The following is a 21,022-nucleotide window of genomic DNA, read 5'->3' as shown; positions in this document are numbered from 1 at the left end:
TAACGTTAAGGAGGACAAAAGGAATGGCTACCAACTTTACTATGCGCCCGAGTCGTGTCTTGCGCAAGCTCCGCGCTGGGGAAACAGCAATCGCACTGAAACTGAATCTTGCCGATCCGCGCATTACGGAAATGGCTGCTAGAATCTCTGGGGTGGACTGCCTATGGACGGACATGGAGCATGTTCCGAATGATTTCTCTGTCATTGAAAGGCAAATCTGGGCGGCAAAAGCGTATGATGTGGATGTTCTTGTACGCGTAGCTAGAGGTAGTTATAGTGATCTGATTCGTCCGCTTGAGATGGATGCAGCGGGGATCATGATTCCTCATGTGATGAATTTGGCGGATGCCAAGCAGATTATTCATCAAACGAAGTTTTACCCGATCGGCCGTCGTCCGCTGGATGGCGGAAATGCAGATGGCGCCTTTTGCAATTTGGAGCTGGATGCCTACATAGCTCAGGCGAATGATCAACGCTTCAATGTGCTGCAAATCGAAGATCCCGAGCCGCTTGCCGAGCTGGAGGAAATTATTGCTTTGCCTGGCCTGGATATGATCTTCTTCGGTCCGGGGGATTTCAGCCAAGGGATTGGTGCTCCTGGCAAATGGGATCATCCACTGCTTGTGGAGACACGTAAATCCGTGGCACGACTGGCACAGAAGCACGGGAAATTTGCAGGCACCGTTGGCACCACAAGCAATCTGGCAGATTTGACGGCGATGGGCTATAACTTTGTTAGCGTGGGAGCCGATGTCGTAGGCATGGGTCAATATTTAAGTGGAATTGCTTCAAGTCTTAATCGCAGCACTGGAGCTGGTACGGACTCCGTGTACGGCTCGACCACAAATTGAGGGAGGCCGCCACATGTATACGGAGTTGTTCTCTTTACAGCATAAAAGTGTCATTATAACTGGCGGCTCTGGTTATCTCGGATCCGCGTTGACGGAAGCGCTGTTAGCATTTGGCGCTGACGTTACGTTGGCGGATTTAACCTTCCGCACGAACCCGGTACTGGACGCTGCACGGCAAGATGGTCGATTGCGGAACGTCGTGTGCGATGTCGCCGAGACCGAATCCATTAAGACGATGATTCAGTCCCATAAAGAAGCCAGCGGTCGTCTCGATGTATTGGTCAACTGTGCCAATTATGGAGCGGGATATGGCAAAGAGGCTGAGCTTGAATTCATGACGGACGAAGTGTGGCAGAAGGGGGTGGATGGGGCGTCGGGTACGACGTTTCGTTGTATACGGGAAGCAATCCCGTGTATGCGAGAAAGCGGCGGCGGATCCATCATCAACTTTGCCTCGATGTACGGTGTAGTATCCCCAGATCCTTCTATATATGGCGATAGCGGTGCGAACAACCCGCCGAATTATGGTGCGGGGAAGGCTGGCGTCGTTCAACTTACCCGGTACTGTGCCGCTCATTTAGCTAAGTACGGCATTCGCTGCAACAGCGTCTCGCCGGGTCCTTTTCCAAACACGATCGTTGGTCAGAACGACCAATTCCTTGCAAATTTGAATGCCAGGACCATGCTCGGCCGCGTGGGGAAACCAGAGGAAATGGTAGGTGCGGTCGTCTTGCTCGCTTCTGACGCTTCCAGCTATATGACCGGCACGAATCTCATGGTAGATGGCGGATGGACGGCTTGGTAACGTTCATAGAAGCGTGAACTGATGGGAGGAAATTCAAGTGAATACGAATGTGATGACTAGTTTCTCACTTACTGGCAAGACGGTGCTAATTACCGGAGGAGCAGGACTGTACGGCACGCAAATTGCGATTGCCTGCGCACAAGCAGGAGGAAACGTTTATGTAACTTCTCGTGACGAATCTCGACTCCATGATATTGAGGAGAGTTTCAAGAGAGACGGCTACACGGTGCATGCTTTACAATTTGATCAGGAAGATTTGAACGCTATCGCTTCCATCCGAGCTAAGTTGGAAGATCGAGAAGGCAAATGCGATGTGCTTATCAACAATGCTGTCGCCCGTACCATGTCACACTATAACGATCCATTTGAAAGATTTGCCAAAAGTATGGCCGTAAACGCAACAGGCTTATTTGAAATTACCCGTGTCATTGGCGATTGGATGGCCGAGAAAGAAAGAGGCTCGATTCTGAACATTGGTTCAATACAAGGCATGGTTGGACCTGACCATACCCTGTATGAAGGACTGCCATTAAACGGGTTTATCCCCGACTACTTCTTCCACAAAGGCGGTATGGTCAATTTCACTAAATTTATCGCCAGTTATTATGGGCCACGCCAAGTCAGGTGCAATTGCATTTCACCAGGAGGCTTTCAAACGGAGAAGAATCTCCCTGAATTTGTTGAACGATATAATGACAGAACGATGCTGGGACGAATGGCTAAGTCGGATGATATCTGGGGACCTATTGTATTCCTTGCTTCGGATGCTTCCCTATACGTGACTGGTACGAACATTCCGGTGGACGGAGGCTACACAGCGAAGTAAACGGAAGGAAACGAACGGCATCGATATGAGGTGCCGTTTTCATGTTTTCGTAGTTAAGTTTTCTACCTCATCTCAAAAGATATTGGATGTTATGGCCTCTTATTTATTTTGTATAATAGAAAGAAGTGATAGATGGGGGGATGCTGGATATGAGAAGTTTTTCGAATGGTTTTAAGATATTTCATGATTTAAAACTGGTGAAGAAACTATGGTTATCGTTTTCCCTTGTGACACTTATCGCGCTCAGCATCTTTGCAATGTTGTCTTCAACGTATATCAAACGATTCATGACAGACAGGGAAGGCAATGCAATGCTGCAAAAAATCGAGTATTTTACAGGCAGCATGAACAGTTACTTCCAGAGTATTGAGAAATCGTCACAGCTGTTAGTCTACAATGAAAATATTCAAGACCCCCTGAGCGGCAATGCAGCGAATTTGAACGGAATTCCTCGTATTCAGGCTTACAATTATATCTATGACCAGTTAAGGCAGTTGTCCGACCGGTTTTATGGCATTGAAGCCATATATCTCGTGGATAAGTATCAGAATGTTTATGACAGCGGCGTTGGGATGAATTTTACCCCTAGTTATTTGGTCAGCGATGAGTTCGTAGGCCAAGGCTGGTATGACAGAATGGCAAACAATAAGAGCAGCAATTCCCTCTGGTCCTTCATCAAGTGGCGTGATAAGCAAACGTCCATTGTGATGTTCAAAACCATTTACGATAAAAACAATTTACAAATCCTCGGTTATCTTATTATTTCAATTTCCCCAACGATTCTCGACAATTACTTGGCTTCATCGAATTTGGACGAAGGTACGAACAGCATCATCGATTTAAACGGTTATATTTTTTCCGCAGGGACCGGAGAAAGCATCCCTCCCATTGACGTTTCCAATCTAACTGGAACCAAAGGGCATTACACCCAAGTACCTAGCAACATTGTCGTTGCTTATTCGAAGCACGCTTTGACCAATTGGACATTTGTACATTCGATTCCGCAGAACTTATTGCTCAAGGATCTTAAGAATATTAACAATTTGTGGATAGCTTTTCTCGGAGGATCACTCGCGTTGATGGTAGTTGTATCGGTTTTTATTTCAAGGACGATTTCGATGCCGCTGCGCAAAATGATTCGAATGCTGCGAAATGTCGAGCAAGGCAATCTGAATTTGAAATTTCATCCTTTATATAAAGATGAGCTTGGTGATATGGGGAGGGCTTTCAATCACATGATCGACAAGGTCAGGGAGGGCGAGCCGATCATGCGGGAGAAGTTGGTCCGTTCTTTGCTTGAAGGAAGTTTGACGGAATCCGAAGCCCTGCGTTTCGAAGAACGTCTCGGTTTCCGACTGGGCAGCGCCTCGTTCCGGGTGGTGCTTCTGCATTTGCATCGCCGGTATGAGAAGGAAGAATTAGATAAGCTGGAATCGATTATTCATGAATTCGAAGAGAGTCATGAGATGATCAGTATCTATTTATCCGATGAGCAGTATTGCTTGATCTTCAATGGTGTTGTGAATGAATCTTTGCATAAAATCAATAAGCTGATGGCCGTGCTGAAAGAACGGCTTGATCTGCAAATGTATGCTTTCGTAGGCAACGAATACGAGCAATTGAACCTAATTAAAACCTCGTTTGAAGAAGCCAAGACATTGTTAAATTACTTGGTTGGGGAGCGAATGGACGAACAGACGAGCATTTATTTCGTAGGCGATTCTTGGAAATTGCAATATCCGGAAGCTTTTGAAAATAAGCTCCTCTACTATATGGAAGAACGGGATATCGACAACTGTGCCGCTGTGATGGAGGAATTGATTGTTTACGCTAGAGCAAGCCAACTCGTTCCACATGTTCTTTATGCTTTAATGGCAGCCCTATACAATCACTTGTATAAGTTATTGATCAAGTCAGGGCATTCCGCAGTGTTGGACAAAAATTGGTTCGGCGATGTGCAAGAGAAGCTGTTATCTCAACCTTTAGAAAAGAATGGACGGCAATTTATCGCGCTTCTCAGAGACCATTTAGGACTGAATGAACAACAAGAGAAGAAACAAAGCAGGAACATTATCAAATCCTTGCAGATCATTCACGAACAATATAGTGATGTCGGACTTGGCATCGACTCGGTCGTCGAGCAGGTTGGATTGAATGCGAATTATTTTAGCCAATTGTTTAAGAAAGAGGTTGGTGTTGGTTTTACAGATTATGTGTGCCAAGTGCGAATGGAACATGCGAAGCGACTGTTGATGGAGCCGGGAAACAAAATCAAGAATGTGGCTGGACAGGTCGGCTTTACGGATCCGCATTATTTCAGTATTTGGTTCAAGGAGAACACGGGACTGTCTCCGTCGCAATTTCGCAAGCAGCTTTTAGGGCAGATTGGATGAAAGTAGAACTTGGTTTTTTATAGAAATAGGTTAAATTCTTTATGTTTATGCAGAAGACTAACGAATTCCACGTCTTTCTAACTATTTTCACCTACTCAGAGGGTGGTAAGGCATGCTAATTTGGTGGTAGGTTACGTTAACAATTTGTTCACAACAGTCTCAAGTGGGTTCACAAAGAAGAAATGATGGGTTGTAAACAATCGATAGAAGAAGGAGGGTTCGGATTTTAAAACGTATACAACGTAACGCACCAATATCTGCCGCTGATGGCAGCTGCGAAAGTCTCCCCAAACAAACAGGTTTAGTTTCACATTACTTTACTTATTTACCTACCCTTCTCCAGTAGTAAGCTAATTTCACAATGTTCATGTTTGTTGAGATTCCAACCAGGCACAGATTCACTGCAAATCTAATTCATTATGAAATAGGATAAGGGAGGACATCGAATATGATCCGTAACATGAAATTTAGATCACTATTTGTCGCAGCAAGCGTATCACTGCTGATGGGTTCTACAATAGGATGCAGTACAAATGAAGGATCCAGCGCTTCCACGAAGCCATCTGCTAGCGTTGCTCCAGCGGCCAGCACGGGCGCAACGGCTACAACAGCACCGAAAGAAGATCCGAAGATCGAGCTTACGGTGTGGGCGGCTCCGAATGGCACGTATAAACCTGGTCAAAAGGCTGGCGACTGGTTCAAAGAAGATTTGCTGCCTGAATGGAATAAGCTCCACCCGAATGTCAAAGTCAACATCGAACTCATTCCTTTCGACGGAATTAATGAGAAGGTTACGACAGCTATTGCCTCCAAGTCGGCACCTAACGTCTTTTTGGATTACCCAGGTCGGACATTGGCTTATGGGCAAATGGGAGCACTTGCTTCCCTTGAGAGTATTATTCCACCAACTGACCTTGCTCAAGTGAAGAAGAGTGCGGATATGATGAAAATGGTATCTGTTGGCGGCACGGTCGTGACGCTGCCGTATTATTCGACACAGCTTGGCTTGATTCTCAACAAGTCCCTGTGGAAAGAAGCAGGAGCTGAAAAATTGCTTCCGCAGGATGAATTCCGCACGTGGACACCAGACCAATTCAAAGCAGCGCTGAAGGCTGTGGCTAATAAAGATAAGGGCGTTTATGGACTAACGCTATTCGCATTGAACGAACAAGGGGATCAAATATATAACAATATTATTTCTGGATATGGGTCCAAATTGTTCAACGCCGATTATACGAAATATACGGCAGGAGACAGTCCAGAAACGGAAAAGGCGTTGGCGTTCTTCAAATCCCTTGTGGATGAAGGCTTAGTTACCCCACATCCAGAAACATTAACGTCCACGAATGCGCTTGATTATTGGAAGCAGCGCAAGAATGGCATGGCTGTGGCGTCTGCGGTACACTCCGATATTATTAAGAACGGCTTGAAGGACGGCAGTGTCAGTGGGCCTAATGAATACATGTACGTCAACTTCCCGTCTACGACGACTGGTCAAGCTGCGTTGAAATCGGAAATCGGCTTTGGTGTTGTTTTCAAGAACACAGATGCTGTCAAAGAAGAATGGGCGAAGAAGTTCCTCTATTGGTCTGTGAAAGATAACGTCATTTTTCAAACAGCCATGAAATCGTTCGATCCGCTAGGCAAAGCACCCGCTTGGACGGAAACCGATCCAGAGCTTCAGTTCTTGGCCAAATTATCGACGAAAACAAAGGAATGGCCGGTCATTGATCCAGGCTGGGGTATCAAGGGTTATCCAGAGATGAGAGCTGCTATGTTCCCTGAAATCCAAAAATTGTTTATCGGCATGTCTACGCCTAAGCAAACAATCGATACCATTTCCCAGAAATTTAACGCCACCATAGCGAAATACAATAAGTAATCATCACAATGCGGCAGGATGACTGTGGTCTCCTGCCGCAATTGCCTATCCAGCCTAGTGAAGAAGGGAAGGTGAACCATGAAACAGAGTAGAATCAGCAGCATTCGCTTGCGCAGAGAAATCAGTGGTTGGCTTTTCGTACTTCCCATGCTGTTGCTTTTCCTATTGTTTGTCGTGTATCCCATTCTCAAAGCAATTAAAAGCAGTTTCTATGGCTTCGATTATACGAAATATTATTGGGCGGGATTGGACAATTATCGCACCATTTTGAGCGATGAATTGTTCTGGAAGTCGATTCGCAATACGTTGGAGTTTGTCTTATATTTGGTGCCGTCGATCACCATTATTGCCTTGATGATAGCGGTTACTCTTCATACGTATCCGAAAAAAATGCAATCCTTTTTTAAAGCAGCATTTTATATTCCTGGCGTGACGTCGATTGTCTCGTTAACGTTAGTGTGGCAATACATCTATAACGGGCAATTCGGTTTAGGGAATTACATACTCGGACGATTTGGGTTGGATTCGGTCAATTGGCTAGGCGTCAATTCGGCAACAATCGCGTTATCCTTAATTGTCCTTACAATTTCCGTAGGTTCAGCAGTTGTTGTATTTTCAGCAGCGCTCGGGGGAATCCCTAAGGATTTCTATGAATCTGCCTCCTTAGATGGCGCTAAGCCTTGGAAAATGTTTCACCGAATTACGCTTCCCATGTTAAAGCCAACGATGCTGTATGTCGTCGTTACGGGCACAATCGGTGCTTTTCAAGTGTTTGCCATTATTCTCATTATGACAGGTGGCGGTCCTGCTTACCGGACAACGACGATTATGATGTTAATTTATCAGCAGGCGTTCGTGAATATGAATTTTGGCGTAGCAAATGCCATGGGGATTGCCTTATGTGTCATTATCAGTCTGATCGCCTATGTGCAATTCAAGTTTCTTAAATCGGATATTGAATATTAAGGGTGGAGGGAACGAGGATGCCGAATAAAAAGTCACCGATCTTTGGAGGACATATCATTCTTTGGGTACTAACCTTGTTTTTCCTCTGGCCCTTCTATTGGATGGTTAGCGGATCACTCAAGAACCTCAAGGTTGCTTTGCAAATACCACCAGAATGGGTGCCAGTCCACCCGACATTTCATAACTATACGTCTTTGGTCACGAACAATCCGGTGTTCACTTGGTTTTATAACAGTATGTTCATCTCGTTGGTTGCCACCGTACTTGTCATCGCGGCCAGCTCGTTGTCAGCCTATGCGCTAGCCAAAATTCCATTCATGGGATCCAAACTGTTGTTCACTGTGATGATTGCTGCCATGACAATCCCGCATACAGTCCTATTTATTCCGCTTTTTCAGCTGCTGAATGATCTAAGCCTTATTAATACCAAATGGGGTGTGCTGCTTCCCGTTGTGGGCTGGCCTTTCGGTGTGTTCCTGTTAAAACAATTTATGGCGTCACTGCCAAGTGAATTAGTGGAAGCTGCCAAAATCGACGGATGTGGGGAATGGCAAATATTTCGACGCATTATCCTGCCGCTGGCCAAACCTGGCATCGGTGTATTGGCCATCTTTACATTCGTCAATACGTGGAATGATTACGTGTGGCAAGTGATTGTGTTGAATGGGGAAAAGATGTTCACGTTACCGGTGGGCATTAAAGTTGCCCAGAAAATATCTGAATTGGAAACGAACTATGGCGTCGCCATGGCGGGTGCCATGCTCGCGACACTTCCCGTGCTGATCATTTTTCTATACTTCCAGAAATACTTTACCGAAGGCATTACGGTAGGTGCATTGAAAGGTTGATGGGGCTTGGAAAGGATGGAGGGGAAAGAGAGGGACTTGCATGTATCACGCAGCCATTATCGGACTTGGCAAGATCGGCTTAACCTTTGATATCCCCTATAAAGGAAGAGTTAATAGCCACGCGATGGCCTACCACTTGCATCCTGAAGTGGCCTTGGTTGCAGCGGTGGGTAGACGGCAAGAGCAGGCAGATCAGCTGGCAATGATCGCGCCGGAGGCAGCATACTATGGGGATCAGGCGTTGTCATCCATGCTGAAGAGTCACCAGCTCGATATCATCAGTATTTGCACACCGCCAACGATTCGATATGAGCTGATGCAAATGGTGCTGGAGCAATCGACTGCAAGGCTTATCTTTCTAGAAAAGCCTGTTGCCAGCGGTATAGAGGAAGCAGAGCGTATCGTCGCGCTATGCAAGCAGCATAGCGAACGAACGGTCGTCGTCAACTTATCGCGCAGATGGAGTGAGGGCGCGATGCAGATCCGTGCGGCCGTCCGGAATGAGACATATGGAAAGTTGAAGAAAATTCACTTGCGTTATAGTCGTGGCATTTACAACACGGGCTCCCATTTATTCGATTTGGTGCGTTATGTGGCAGGATCGATTGAGCAAGTGACAGTTGTAGAACGGATTCCCACCAACTTAGATGCTATCGAGGACTGGACGTATTCCTTCTTGTTTACAGCGGCAAATAACAGTGTAACCGGTTACGCGGAGGCTTTTGATGATCGCCATTATAACCTTTTTGAGCTTGTACTGTACTTCGATGGCGGTGTGATCGAAATGCTGCAAGGCGGGGACGTGATCCGCTATTATGGGACCGAACCGCATCCTCTGCAAGCTGGCATGCGAAACTTGGTCCTCGAACGAGATGAGCAAGATGTGCTCGGTAAATCCAGCAACATGGGGAATGCAATCGCTCACCTTGTTCACATGCTGGAAGCAGGTGTGGAGCCTCTATGCTCATTGGCTGATGGCATTTACCCGCTTTATGTGGCGGAAGCGTTGAACCAGTCCTATGCAAGAGGTGGTACCTCCGAGCACGTGAATTTGATATGAAAGTCGGACAGTCAATTCGATCTTGGGAGAAGGAGATTGATGATGGCGTTGAATAAACTAACGACGGAGCAGCAACAATTTTATGAGGATCATGGCTACTTATTAGGTTTGCCTGTCATATTTCCTGGAGAAGAAGCGAAACAATTACAAAAGGGCTATGAACAGCTCATTTCTTTCTTGCAGGATGATGAGAATCCTTCAGACATTATGGGCTGGCATAAGACGAGCCGATGGCTGTATGACATCTGTACGAATCCGCAAATTCTCAATTACGTTGAGGGTGTGTTGGGCAAGGATTTTTACTTAGCGGCAAGCGAGTTTATTACCAAATCGCCTCATTCCGATAAAACGGTGCCTTGGCATCAAGACTCCTATTATTGGTCTACTGCGCTCAACAACACCGTCACGGTTTGGCTGGCTATTTCGGATGTGGACGAAGCGAATGGGGCGATGAAGGTGATTCCAGGTACACATAAAGCGGGCATTATTCAGCATAAAATTGCGGGAGATGACGCCATTCTGTCCTTTGAATTGGAGCAGGGAACCTTCAGCGAGAAGGATGCGGTTTCCATGGTCATTCCCGCAGGAGGCATTTCCATGCACGTAGATTCTCTTATTCACGGCTCAGGCCCCAATACCTCAGACCGTTGGCGCATCGGATTTGTTATCCGGTATTCCAAAACGATGGTGAGATGGGATCCGCAAGTATACCCCAATTTCCAACTCTACATGATGAGAGGAAAAGACGACTATGGCTACCATCCACAAGGGGAATTGCCCGTAGAGCCTTTTGGGCGTCCTCCGTATACGAAGCGTATTCGTAAAAGGGAATAATGGCATCTGCCAAAGAAAGGGAGATGAATCTTTATTTTAAGCTACGACAAGCAGTGGACATCGACGATCTCATCTTTAACGCTAGGGACTGTGCAGCTGGGAATGCCCTATGGGATTGCGAATCAACAGGGTCAGCCTGATCAGAGAGTGGCAGGGCACATCTTGGATGCTGCCTTAGAGGGAGGCATTACCTGTCTCGATACGGCAAGCGCTTACGGAAGCTCAGAGCAGGTATTAGGTACTTATTTTAAGCAACAAACACGATCAGCCCATATCATAACGAAACTCCATCTGACTGTGGATCATGATACTACCCTTGCCAATTTGGAAGAGCAGATTGAAGCAAGTATAAGTAGATCAATGGAACGATTGCAGACCTCTTGTATTCCCGCCGTATTGCTACATAGACCGAATGTATTAGGGATATTTGGTGAGAAAGTGACCGAGTTGCTGCGCAAGCAAGTGAAGCGGGGGAATATCGGCACGATGGGGGCTTCACTCCTTTCCTACGAAACGCAGGAATTTGCGGCAAATTGGAAAGAACTCCAGGATGACTTTTACGAGATCGTACAGTTGCCTATCAATATCATGGATCGTCGGATGTTTGCGAACGGGACCTTTGATAAGCTTAGAAATGCGAATAAGAAGCTGTTCGCAAGAAGCATCTATCTGCAAGGATTATTCTTCCTTCAGCCAACAGAATTAAGAGGGAACTTGGAAGCAGCTAAGCCTTGGCTTACGCTGTTACACGCGTATGCGGAGCAAGAAGGGATGTCTGTACCTGAACTAGCTTTTTCATATATTCATCATCTCCCTGGCATCTCTAGCATCGTTTTTGGTGCTGAAACGCCAGAGCAAGTGAAAGAAAACATTGCGCTTTTAGGAACGCCCGCTATAAGTGATGAGACCTTGCAGGAATTGGCGACAGCTTTCGCAAAGGTGCCTGAACAAGTCATTACACCTGCCATGTGGGAAGTGAAATAAGGGTAGAGCAGTCCAAATATAGGGATAAATGAGGAGATCATCATGGTCACATATCTTAAAAAAGGTAATGCCCGATCGTCATCTGCTGCAAGTGAAGAGTCCATTTATCAAACCGTGAAGGATGTCATTCAAGAAGTTGAAATCCGTGGTGATGAAGCTGTTCGTCAGCTTTCCCAGAAATTCGATAACTGGTCGCCTGAAAGCTTCCGATTGCGTGAATCTCACCTTCAAGAAATTGTCGCCAGTGTGCCAGAGCGAGTGAAGGAAGACATTCGATTCGCGCAGCGGCAAGTTCGCAATTTTGCGGAGAAACAGTTGGAAACGGTTCGTGACCTCGAGGTTGAAACGTTACCAGGTGTATTTCTAGGACATAAACATATTCCTGTGAGTAGTGTAGGCTGTTATATTCCTGGTGGACGTTATCCTATGGTCGCGTCGGCACATATGAGTATCTTGACGGCCAAAGTGGCGGGGGTTAAAAGAGTTATTGCTTGTACACCACCAATCAAGGGAGAAATCCCAGCAGCGACGATTTGTGCGATGGTGTTTGCAGGCGCTGATGAAATTTATGTGCTAGGCGGTATTCAGGCCATGGCAGCTATGGCGATTGGGACAGAGACGATCGAATCCGTCGATATGCTAGTAGGGCCAGGTAACGCCTACGTTGCAGAAGCCAAGCGACAGCTTTTTGGAAAGGTCGGTATCGATCTGATAGCAGGCCCAACGGAAGTGTTGGTGATTGCCGATCATACGGCAGATGCTGAGATGGTGGCTGTGGACTTGTTAGGTCAGGCTGAGCATGGCCCTACGTCTCCAGCGGTCTTGCTGACAACTTCCGAAGCATTGGGGAGGGAGACCCTTCTTGAAATAGAGAAACAGTTGAAGGTTCTTCCAACTGCTGACATAGCTGGTATCGCTTGGCGTGATTATGGCGCCGTCATGGTGGTGGATAGCTTGGAAGAAGCGGTCGTGGAAGCAGATAAACTCGCATATGAACATGTGGAAGTATTGACGGAGGATCCGAATTACTTCCTGGCGAACATGTCGAACTACGGTGCCTTATTTCTCGGTCCTGAAACCAATGTAGCGTACGGGGACAAAGCCATTGGTACGAATCACACCCTACCGACCAAAGGTGCAGCAAGATACACGGGCGGACTCTGGGCGGGGAAATTCTTGAAAACCTGTACGTATCAACGATGTACGAAGGAAGCTAGTTCGTTGGTTGGCGAGTATGTATCACGACTCTGTGAAATCGAGAATTTCATGGGCCATAAGGAACAAGCCGACCTGCGAGTGCGTCGGTATGGCAGCACAACATCCGTTTAATTGAAGGCCCCGCAAAGATACTCCGCAAAGATAAGCAAGCTCTTCCATCTCTGATGGTTGAGACTTGCTTTTTTTCCAGTTTACCCACATCAAATTACCAAAGGAAGTCATCAAAGCCCTCTAGGAAGATCAGGATGAATATGTTATTTTCTATACCAAACACTCAAAAGAGGAGCTTAAGCCATGGCTGATCAGGAAACCGCCCGATGCTTAGACCAGGTTACAACGCGTATTGCTAGTGCGAAAAGGATGATTGAGAACAACTGGGATCGTTATATCAACGCTCCTTATGACTTGGCTAGACTTCATCTAGCGAGAGCTGATCAGCTGCTTGAAGAGGCGCGACAGTTAGCGTCTACCGATATGGAGGGATGTCGATCCAAAGCGACTACTGCGTCAACGGAGGCATGGGAAGGGTACTTATTATCTCTGCCCAGTCGTGTAGCGGAAGCACGAGGTGTCTGGTATCGACCCGTGGAGAAAAACCGTGAAGAAGTTGGGCGCACGTTGGATCGTATGCAAGCGGCTGGCTTCAATGAGCTGTATCTAGAGACATGGCTTTGGGGATATACAATCTACCCGAGTCATACGGCTATGGTGAAAGGGATCGAGGCGCAGCATCCAGCTTTTCGAGGGTATGACCCGTTGGAAGCTTTCGTTATGGAGGGAGAGTTGCGGGGAATCGCTGTTCATGCTTGGTTGGATGGGTTCATGGTTGGTGTTGACACGACAGGAGGACCTGTGCTGCGAGCCTATCCAGAATGGTCTGCGCTATCGCAGAGACAAGCTCATTCACAGAAGCCGTTACCTCAACAAGGGACGGGTTACTTTTGGCTTGATCTGACTAATCCTTCTGTGCGCAAGTATCTCTTGAATATTGTTATAGAGATTGTTTCTACATACAGAGTTGCTGGTATTAATTTGGATTTTATGAGGTTCCCCCATACGGATGGCGACTGGCAGGATACCTATTGCTTCAGCTTGTATGCCCGTGAGGCTTTCCAGCGTGAACATAGTTGGGATCCGCTTGAGATTTCTAGTGAGCAGAGGGAGCTTTGGACGATATGGACGAAATGGTTGGAGCAGCAGGAAGACGAATTTGTATCGCACTTGTACAAGGAGATGAAGCGGATCAGCCCGAATCTAATTGTATCGGCTGCACCTGAACCAGGGGCGGAGTCTACTAAAATTGGCAACTGGTCACAGCACGTTGATGTTGTTATCCCACAGGCGTATTATGCTAAAGCCTCTGAGGTTCGCCCCTCTGTCCTTTTGCACAAAAAAGAGCTTATACCTGGTAATCTTGTATACAGCGGCATTTACCCGATGTACGCACAATTAGGCGCGCAGGAAACGATTGAACAGGTGCTTGCAGCGCAGGATATAGACATGGGTACGGTCATCTTTGCATTTGGCCAAGCGACAGACGAAACGATTCGTGCTCTGCGATTAGGGCCGTGGCGAAACGCTGCGATTTCCACAGGGATGTATCCACTACGCGCGATTCAAGCCTTGTTGGAAGCAGTAAAAACAGATATGAAACACCTTTACCTTCCTCGGCTTGCGGTTCATGAACAAACGGCGCTTGCCAACATAGAGAGGTTGGATGTGTTTCTTGATGCTTTGCAAAGGCATCAGGGAGAAGAGCTATCTATTGTTTTCGATCAGAAGATCGCAGAGTTCAAGTCATTTCTGCTTCAACATCAAGTGGATGGGATGATTCATCCTGTTCTCGTGGAACAATTGACAAACACATTAACCGACGTACAAGAGCTTCTACATTACGCACAAATGAAGCAAGTGAAATAAATCCGAGCGGGGGTCTCATATTGAATTTATTAATTGTGGAAGATGAAATCCGTCTCAGAAATGCGCTGGCTAATAATATTCCATGGGATAAGCATGGCATCGAGGTCGTGGGCCAAGCTGGCAATGGTGCGGAAGCCCTTCGAATCATTGACCGTAAAAAGCCGGACATTATTTTGCTGGATGTGCAGATGCCAGAAATGGATGGATTAACGCTGGCAAGACATCTTCGCCAAGTGGATCCTTTGTTGAAAATTATCGTACTTAGCGGACATGATGATTTCACTTATGCACAGGAGGCGCTGGGGCTTGGTATTATGAAGTATTTGTTAAAGCCAGCAGGTGATGAAGAAATCTTGGGGACCGTGCTCGAAGCTGCAGAGAAGTTGAAAAGCGAACTGGAGCAGCGTCATAACGAAGATGAGTTGAAAATGAAATGGAAGCTCCATCTTCCTTACTTGGTCAATGAATTTTTCCAAGGATTGTTGAATGGGAAGTACGAAAACTGGGAGATTGGTCAGAAATGTAAGGATCTGCAATTGGATTTGCCAAATGATGCCGCTTATGCCGTTACCATCGTGGATATGGACCCGATCTCAGAGACGGACAACCGGTTTAGCAGAAAGGACATGTCACTGCTTCAATTCTCGCTCAGCAGTATCGTGAAGGAAGCTCTAGCGTCTACGCTCTGCTGGGTATCTACCAACTATGCGGGATGTACGGTCATCATTTTTCAAATGGATCGTGAAGAAGAACCCAAATTGGCATTGCAAAAAATCAATGCTTTAACCGAAAAACTGTTATTTACGGTAAAAAGCTGTCTCAAACTTAGTGCGAGTGCCGGGATCAGTGGGATGACCGGCGGCCTAGAGGATATGAATAAGCTCTATGTGCAAGCTGTACGGGCACTTCAAGATCGAATTGTACTGGGCCATGATCTGGCGATCCCTTACCGGGCGGAGCAAGGGAGAGAGCCGGAACTGACGTTTCAACCAAACCATGAGAAAACGCTGGAAATTGCCCTTGAAACCGGAGATGGGGAAAAGGCATTAGACATGTTAACGGCACTTTGGGACAGCGGGATGGCGAAGGCGGAGACGGTAGATGAGATTAATGAGCATATTCTGTATTTTACTTATTTATTCGTCGGGATGATTCAAAAGCAGGGATGGCCCGTACGGGAAGTGGCTGGCGAGGATTATGTCTATTTTCATAACCATTCAGAACTGGCAACCAAGGAACAGATCTTGTTTTGGCTGGAGCGCATGATTAAGGCATATCTAACTTATGCCGGCCATAGGCGCAAATCGACCAGTCATGGCATGATCAAGACGATTCTAAGTCTCGTGGAAAATGAAATTGATCAGGAAATGACCCTTCATGCAGTTGCAGATCGGATGTATGTAAATTCCTCTTATTTAAGCCGTTTGTTCAAGCAGGAAACCGGTAAAGCATTCTCCACCTATGTGATGGAACGGAAAATGGAGCGGGCCAAAGCGATCCTTCAAGAGGGCTCACGCGTGTACGATGCCGCATCTGCCGTTGGGTACAGAGATGTTAGTTATTTTACAAGAGTATTCCGTAAATACTGGGGTGTCACACCTGGGGAAATACGGAATTAATAGCCACATAAGCGATTCGGCAGCCTTCTCGGATTTCTCGGGAAGGTTTTTTTCATCGACTCGAGGGAACCAGAGGCAACTGGAGAGGAATTAGTCGATGAAACCGACTAACTCGACCTGTGTGGAAGAGGAAATGGTTTTTTTCTTTTCCTATTCGAGAAGTTATGAAAGTACCAAAACAAGTAATATTCCTCTAATTCGCATTAAAACCGGGGATGGTACACTAAGTTTAGAAAGAAAGTACGAAGGAGGAGGCACCTTGAGCGAAACGAACACGACGAAAGAAACGGTCCTACCCATCAATAAAAATGTTAAAAAAAGATATATGCGTCAATTGTGGATCGATGTCAGGAAAGATTGGGATTTGTATCTCGCACTCCTGCCTGGCATCGCATTTCTCCTGCTGTTCAAGTACACCCCGATGTACGGGATTATCATTGCGTTCAAGGATTTCAATATTTTCGATGGGATGGCAGCAAGTCCATGGGTTGGGATGAAGCATTTCGATAAATTGATTTCATCAGCAAGTTTTTTGCAGGTATTCCAAAACACGTTGCTCATTTCCGTTTATAAAATCTTGTTCCTCTTCCCTCTTCCGATCATCATTGCCATACTACTCAATGAATTGAAAAACATGGCGTTCAAGCGAAGCGTTCAAACCGTCGTCTACTTACCTCACTTTTTATCATGGGTCATCGTCAGCGGATTATTTATCGATCTACTTTCCACAAATGGTGGTATCGTGAATAAAATCATCGTCTCCATGGGCGGCGAACCCATTCGATTCTTCTTAGACAGTCAGATTTTTCGTTCTGTTCTCATAGGGACGTCAGGCTGGAAAGAGACCGGTTGGAATACGATCATCTATCTAGCTGCGTTGGCTAGTATCGATCCTGGTTTGTATGAAGCAGCTAAGATCGATGGCGCCAATAAATGGAAGCAAATTGTACATATCACACTGCCTGGCTTGATCCCGATTATTTTACTTATGTTCATTCTTCGTCTTGGTTATGTGCTGGAGGCTGGAACTGAACAAATCCTTGTCATGTATAATCCAAGTGTTTACAATGTCGCAGACGTTATTGGTACCTATGTGTACCGGATCGGCCTTGGAGAACAGGATTATAGCTTTTCAACAGCTGTAGGCGTATTCGAATCCGTCGTTGCGTTTATTTTGATCCTAACGGGTAACGGGCTGGCCCGAAAGTTTTTTGGACGAGGTATCTGGTAAACGGTGTATCAAGCATAAGGAGGATCTGAGATGAATATGAAAAGCAGTTTACAACCTAGGTCCAGCAGGAAATCCTCAGCCATCCCGTTATCGCTCGGCGAGAAAATTTTCACTGTGGCTAATCACCTATTCTTTATTCTTTTGGGCTTATCGACCATCTTTCCGTTTATTAACCTGATTGCCAAATCACTAAGTAGTGAGGCGGCTGTTGTTGCGGGGATGGTGAATCTATATCCGATTGATTTTCAAATAGGGACCTATACGTATGTGGCAAGCAATGCCATGTTTCTGAGCGCATTCACGATCTCCATCACGGTAACGCTTGTTGGATCACTCATCGCGTTGTTCATGACGACACTTGCCGCCTATCCGCTCTCCAAACCTAGACTAAGGGGACGTAAGTTGTTCATCCTCATGTATTTATTTACAATGCTGTTCAGCGGTGGTCTGATCCCGACATATCTGCTCATGCACAAGCTGCATCTCATTGATAAGCTGCCAGTTCTCTTCCTGCCCTACATGATTAACGTCTACAATATGCTCATTGTCAAAAGCTACTTCGAAGGGCTGCCAGATAGCCTTGAGGAATCGGCCAAAATGGATGGGGCTAGCAATATGCGGATATTTGCGCAAATTATTCTACCGCTTTCCATGCCTGTACTTGCGACGATTGCCTTGTTCTATGCGGTTACGTTCTGGAACGATTATTTTACTTCACTTATCTATATTAACTCCGCTGATTTGAAGCCTTTACAGCTGTACTTGAAGGAATTGTTCGTTTCCTCGACAGACACATTCATGCGGACGAATGTCGATGCTTCGTTGAACGTATCACCGCAGTCGATTCAGGCTGCTTCGATCATTCTAGCTACTCTTCCGATCATATGTGTGTATCCATTTTTACAAAAATATTTTGTTAAAGGCGTGCTGGTAGGCTCTGTAAAGGGATGAAGTCACAGGCAAATTATGAAGGGTGGTGGTGGGCCAGCTCTACAAGGGTTCCATAATAGTTGGTATATGGCAGTATCCATACTCAAAGGGAAAAATAGGGAGGCTCTTACATGGTAAAAAAAATGTTAGTTCTCATGTCCATCACAGCGATGACAGCGGCGATTACGGCTTGTGGTGGATCCAGTCAAACCCCGAGCAGTTCTACAACGCCAGCTGCATCTACCGCACCTGTTGCAACCGTAGAAGCCAATAAACCAAAGCCGGAGTTCAAAGCACTGCTGCAATATGCGCGATTTGATCCGAATACCGAAGTCGTTGCCAAGTTCCTGAATGAAAAAACGGGTTACAAAGTGACCTACGACATGCTGCCTGTTGAAAATCCAGATGACAAGCTCAATCTACTGATGGCGAACAAAGAGAAATATGCTTACATGCTGCTCAGTGGACCTCAATATTCGAAGCTTGCTGCCTCTGGTGCGCTTGAGCCGATTGATGAGCTGGTCAACAAATATGGTACGAATATGAAGAATGTGATTTCACAAACCTCTTGGAACGGCGCGAAGCTGAATGGTAAAATTTTCGGCATACCGCAAACGGGATCAGGGACAATTGTGAATACACAGCTAATCGTCCGTCAGGATTGGATGGATGAGCTTGGTTTAAAAGCACCTACGACACGTGATGAATTGTATACGGTCCTGAAAACGTTGAAAGAAAAGAAAAATGTAATTGGATTAACCGGTGGGAAAAGTCCTCTTTTACCTGAAGTACTTCCTACGTTTGGCATACCGATGGTTTCGGCGACAGCAACGACCGGCTGGCAGGAAGTCAATGGTAAATTGGTGAATGCGGTTGAGAATCCGAATATGAAGAAATATTTGGAATTCATGAAAAAGCTCTACTCGGAGAAATTGATCGATCAGGAATGGTCGCTGAACCAAGCCAATAAAGTCATCGAGAACTTCACAAGCGGTAAAGCGGCGATCATTTCAAATGCTTATTTTAACGCGCCAACTGTGCAAAATGCGCTATTGAAAAACTCGCCAAATGCTAAAATCGGAAGTTTCCCTTACTTCAAAGGGGATGATGGCAAAGTCCAAGTCATGGGAAGTGCAGGGATCAGCTTCTATGTAGGTATTCCGAAATGGGCAGAGAACAAAGAAGATATTATTAAATATCTGGATCTTAAGCTGGATAAAGATATTTTCAAAGAAGCGGCGATTGGTAAAGAAGGCGTTCACTATAAGTTTGAAAATGGCAATTACTTCCCTATACTGCCGAAATTCAATGATGAATATAACAATGCTTCTACATTCTTAACGGGTGTGGATGAGAAAAATTATCCGATCTACTGGCAAGCGCGTGTTCGCAAAGATCCGATCTTAACGGATTCCTTCAATAAAATTCAAGAAGCAGCCAAAGGCAATATTGTTCTAGATCCACTTGCTTTTGCACCGCCACTGGAAGCGATTGGTAAATACAACTTGAAGCTGCAAAAGCTGATGGAAGATACGTTCTTGAAGTACATCACAGGTGCAGAACCACTTGAAAACTATGATAAGTTCGTAGCGCAATGGAAAGCGGATGGCGGAGAAGAAATGACCAAAGCGGCCAATGAATGGTACGCAGCAAACAAAAAGTAGCAGCGAAATCCCCTGCGGTGATGCCGTGGGGGTTTTACTTCTAGATAAACGCACCTACCTGTCCAATTTGGACGGTGAAGCCGGTAATTTTCCCAGAGGGAGTGGAGTTTGAGATGAGAAAGATCGGGTTTATTGATTATTTTCTAGATGAGTGGCATGCGGAGAAATACCCCGGCTGGATCGATAAGGCGTCTAGTGGACGTATGCAGGTTGCTTATGCTTATGGGAAAACGAATATGGATGGGAAGCTTAGCAATGCGGAATGGAGCCAGAAGAAGGGGATTCAGCTGCTTGATTCCATCGAGGAGGTTGTTGAGCAGAGCGATTATTTGGTCGTTCTTTCACCGGATCACCCCGAGTATCACGAGGAGCTTGCAACGCTGGCCCTGCAGTCGGGTAAGCCAACTTATATTGATAAAACGTTTGCACCTGATCGAGCAGCTGCCTTGCGGATGTTTGAGCTCGCGGAGAAGCACCGAACGCCCATGTATTCGACCTCGGCGTTGCGGTTTGCAGCGGAGTATGCGGGTATCGAGAAGCAAGGTATCGAGTCCATCATTAGCCTAGGGCCAGGGATGTTTACCAACTATGCTATTCATCAGGTGGAGCCAATCGTCTCCTTGATGGGGACGGATGTGAGACGTGTGATGTGGGTGGGTACGGACCAAACGCCAGCGTTGTTAATTGGATACGGGGATGGCCGGCAAGCCATATTTCATCAATACGGCTGGGAATGTCCATTTAGTATGGCCCTTTATTATGATGGAGGGCAGTCGAAATTTCTAAAGATTGAGTCCGATTTCTTTGGGGCGTTTATCGAGAATTTGGTTGGTTTTTTCGAGTCGGGCCAACCGCCGGTTTCCCAAGAAGAAACGATAGTGATTGCAACGATTCTAGAGGTTGGCATGAAAGCTGCGAAGACACCTTATCAGTGGCTGCAGCTGTAGTGAAACAAAGATTAGGCTGTCAGAAAGGGGCTAAGTAGACTCTT

17 protein-coding genes are annotated in these 21,022 nt (G+C 46.1%); all 17 read left to right on the top strand.

The genetic code is table 11. The annotated features are described in order from the left end of the window. Positions 1–23: 23 nt before the first annotated feature. The 17 genes from L6I86_RS00460 to L6I86_RS00380 all read left to right on the top strand — a co-directional run bounded on the left by L6I86_RS00460 (position 24) and on the right by L6I86_RS00380 (position 20,978). On the top strand, positions 24–851 hold the full coding sequence (locus tag L6I86_RS00460) for an HpcH/HpaI aldolase family protein (protein WP_236283950.1): 828 nt from the start codon (positions 24–26) through the stop codon (positions 849–851). Between the two features lie 13 nt (positions 852–864). Then, the gene (locus L6I86_RS00455) at positions 865–1,656 is read left to right on the top strand and encodes an SDR family oxidoreductase (RefSeq protein WP_236283949.1); all 792 of its coding nucleotides are present in this window, start codon (positions 865–867) and stop codon (positions 1,654–1,656) included. Between the two features lie 37 nt (positions 1,657–1,693). After that, entirely contained in the window at positions 1,694–2,482 is a 789-nt protein-coding gene (locus tag L6I86_RS00450; protein WP_236283948.1) for an SDR family NAD(P)-dependent oxidoreductase, read from the top strand. Between the two features lie 149 nt (positions 2,483–2,631). After that, positions 2,632–4,875: a helix-turn-helix domain-containing protein gene (locus tag L6I86_RS00445; protein WP_236283947.1), complete on the top strand. Its 2,244-nt coding sequence runs from the start codon at positions 2,632–2,634 to the stop codon at positions 4,873–4,875. 460 nt (positions 4,876–5,335) lie between these two features. Next, positions 5,336–6,757: an extracellular solute-binding protein gene (locus L6I86_RS00440; RefSeq protein WP_236283946.1), complete on the top strand. Its 1,422-nt coding sequence runs from the start codon at positions 5,336–5,338 to the stop codon at positions 6,755–6,757. Positions 6,758–6,835: 78 nt separating this feature from the next. Further along, the gene (locus tag L6I86_RS00435) at positions 6,836–7,723 is read left to right on the top strand and encodes a carbohydrate ABC transporter permease (protein WP_236283945.1); all 888 of its coding nucleotides are present in this window, start codon (positions 6,836–6,838) and stop codon (positions 7,721–7,723) included. A 17-nt stretch (positions 7,724–7,740) separates the two neighbouring features. Then, the gene (locus L6I86_RS00430; protein ID WP_236283944.1) at positions 7,741–8,571 is read left to right on the top strand and encodes a carbohydrate ABC transporter permease; all 831 of its coding nucleotides are present in this window, start codon (positions 7,741–7,743) and stop codon (positions 8,569–8,571) included. Positions 8,572–8,611: 40 nt separating this feature from the next. After that, positions 8,612–9,631 (top strand): Gfo/Idh/MocA family protein, encoded by a 1,020-nt coding sequence (locus L6I86_RS00425; protein ID WP_236283943.1) that lies wholly within the window; start codon positions 8,612–8,614, stop codon positions 9,629–9,631. A 42-nt stretch (positions 9,632–9,673) separates the two neighbouring features. Further along, positions 9,674–10,465, top strand: a complete 792-nt coding sequence (locus L6I86_RS00420; RefSeq protein ID WP_236283942.1) for a phytanoyl-CoA dioxygenase family protein — start codon at positions 9,674–9,676, stop codon at positions 10,463–10,465. A gap of 27 nt (positions 10,466–10,492) precedes the next feature. After that, positions 10,493–11,449 (top strand): aldo/keto reductase, encoded by a 957-nt coding sequence (locus L6I86_RS00415; protein WP_338113346.1) that lies wholly within the window; start codon positions 10,493–10,495, stop codon positions 11,447–11,449. 42 nt (positions 11,450–11,491) lie between these two features. Next, entirely contained in the window at positions 11,492–12,778 is a 1,287-nt protein-coding gene (gene hisD / locus L6I86_RS00410) for a histidinol dehydrogenase (RefSeq protein WP_236283940.1), read from the top strand. Positions 12,779–12,961: 183 nt separating this feature from the next. Continuing rightward, positions 12,962–14,587, top strand: a complete 1,626-nt coding sequence (locus L6I86_RS00405; RefSeq protein WP_236283939.1) for a glycoside hydrolase family 10-like protein — start codon at positions 12,962–12,964, stop codon at positions 14,585–14,587. A gap of 20 nt (positions 14,588–14,607) precedes the next feature. Further along, positions 14,608–16,206 (top strand): response regulator, encoded by a 1,599-nt coding sequence (locus tag L6I86_RS00400; RefSeq protein WP_236283938.1) that lies wholly within the window; start codon positions 14,608–14,610, stop codon positions 16,204–16,206. Between the two features lie 325 nt (positions 16,207–16,531). Next, positions 16,532–17,437, top strand: a complete 906-nt coding sequence (locus L6I86_RS00395) for an ABC transporter permease (RefSeq protein WP_236284353.1) — start codon at positions 16,532–16,534, stop codon at positions 17,435–17,437. Between the two features lie 30 nt (positions 17,438–17,467). Then, positions 17,468–18,388: a carbohydrate ABC transporter permease gene (locus tag L6I86_RS00390; RefSeq protein ID WP_236283937.1), complete on the top strand. Its 921-nt coding sequence runs from the start codon at positions 17,468–17,470 to the stop codon at positions 18,386–18,388. A gap of 110 nt (positions 18,389–18,498) precedes the next feature. Next, a complete protein-coding gene (locus L6I86_RS00385; RefSeq protein WP_236283936.1) occupies positions 18,499–20,031 on the top strand; it encodes a type 2 periplasmic-binding domain-containing protein in 1,533 nt (510 codons plus the stop codon). Positions 20,032–20,144: 113 nt separating this feature from the next. Beyond that, the gene (locus L6I86_RS00380) at positions 20,145–20,978 is read left to right on the top strand and encodes a Gfo/Idh/MocA family protein (RefSeq protein ID WP_236283935.1); all 834 of its coding nucleotides are present in this window, start codon (positions 20,145–20,147) and stop codon (positions 20,976–20,978) included. The last annotated feature ends 44 nt before the right edge of the window (positions 20,979–21,022 follow it).

It is taken from the genome of Paenibacillus allorhizoplanae (genome assembly GCF_927798215.1).
Taxonomy (GTDB): Bacteria; Bacillota; Bacilli; order Paenibacillales; family NBRC-103111; genus Paenibacillus_E; species Paenibacillus_E allorhizoplanae.
This window is presented reverse-complemented; position numbering and strand designations above follow the sequence as displayed.

Bases quoted from the DNA above. Each gene is read 5' to 3' on its own strand.
- L6I86_RS00460 (WP_236283950.1), top strand. From the start codon at position 24: ATGGCTACCAACTTTACTATGCGCCCGAGTCGTGTCTTGCGCAAGCTC.
- L6I86_RS00455 (WP_236283949.1), top strand. From the start codon at position 865: ATGTATACGGAGTTGTTCTCTTTACAGCATAAAAGTGTCATTATAACT.
- L6I86_RS00445 (WP_236283947.1), top strand. From the start codon at position 2,632: ATGAGAAGTTTTTCGAATGGTTTTAAGATATTTCATGATTTAAAACTG.
- L6I86_RS00440 (WP_236283946.1), top strand. From the start codon at position 5,336: ATGAAATTTAGATCACTATTTGTCGCAGCAAGCGTATCACTGCTGATG.
- L6I86_RS00435 (WP_236283945.1), top strand. From the start codon at position 6,836: ATGAAACAGAGTAGAATCAGCAGCATTCGCTTGCGCAGAGAAATCAGT.
- L6I86_RS00430 (WP_236283944.1), top strand. From the start codon at position 7,741: ATGCCGAATAAAAAGTCACCGATCTTTGGAGGACATATCATTCTTTGG.
- L6I86_RS00425 (WP_236283943.1), top strand. From the start codon at position 8,612: ATGTATCACGCAGCCATTATCGGACTTGGCAAGATCGGCTTAACCTTT.
- L6I86_RS00420 (WP_236283942.1), top strand. From the start codon at position 9,674: ATGGCGTTGAATAAACTAACGACGGAGCAGCAACAATTTTATGAGGAT.
- hisD (WP_236283940.1), top strand. From the start codon at position 11,492: ATGGTCACATATCTTAAAAAAGGTAATGCCCGATCGTCATCTGCTGCA.
- L6I86_RS00405 (WP_236283939.1), top strand. From the start codon at position 12,962: ATGGCTGATCAGGAAACCGCCCGATGCTTAGACCAGGTTACAACGCGT.
- L6I86_RS00395 (WP_236284353.1), top strand. From the start codon at position 16,532: ATGCGTCAATTGTGGATCGATGTCAGGAAAGATTGGGATTTGTATCTC.
- L6I86_RS00390 (WP_236283937.1), top strand. From the start codon at position 17,468: ATGAATATGAAAAGCAGTTTACAACCTAGGTCCAGCAGGAAATCCTCA.
- L6I86_RS00385 (WP_236283936.1), top strand. From the start codon at position 18,499: ATGGTAAAAAAAATGTTAGTTCTCATGTCCATCACAGCGATGACAGCG.
- L6I86_RS00380 (WP_236283935.1), top strand. From the start codon at position 20,145: ATGAGAAAGATCGGGTTTATTGATTATTTTCTAGATGAGTGGCATGCG.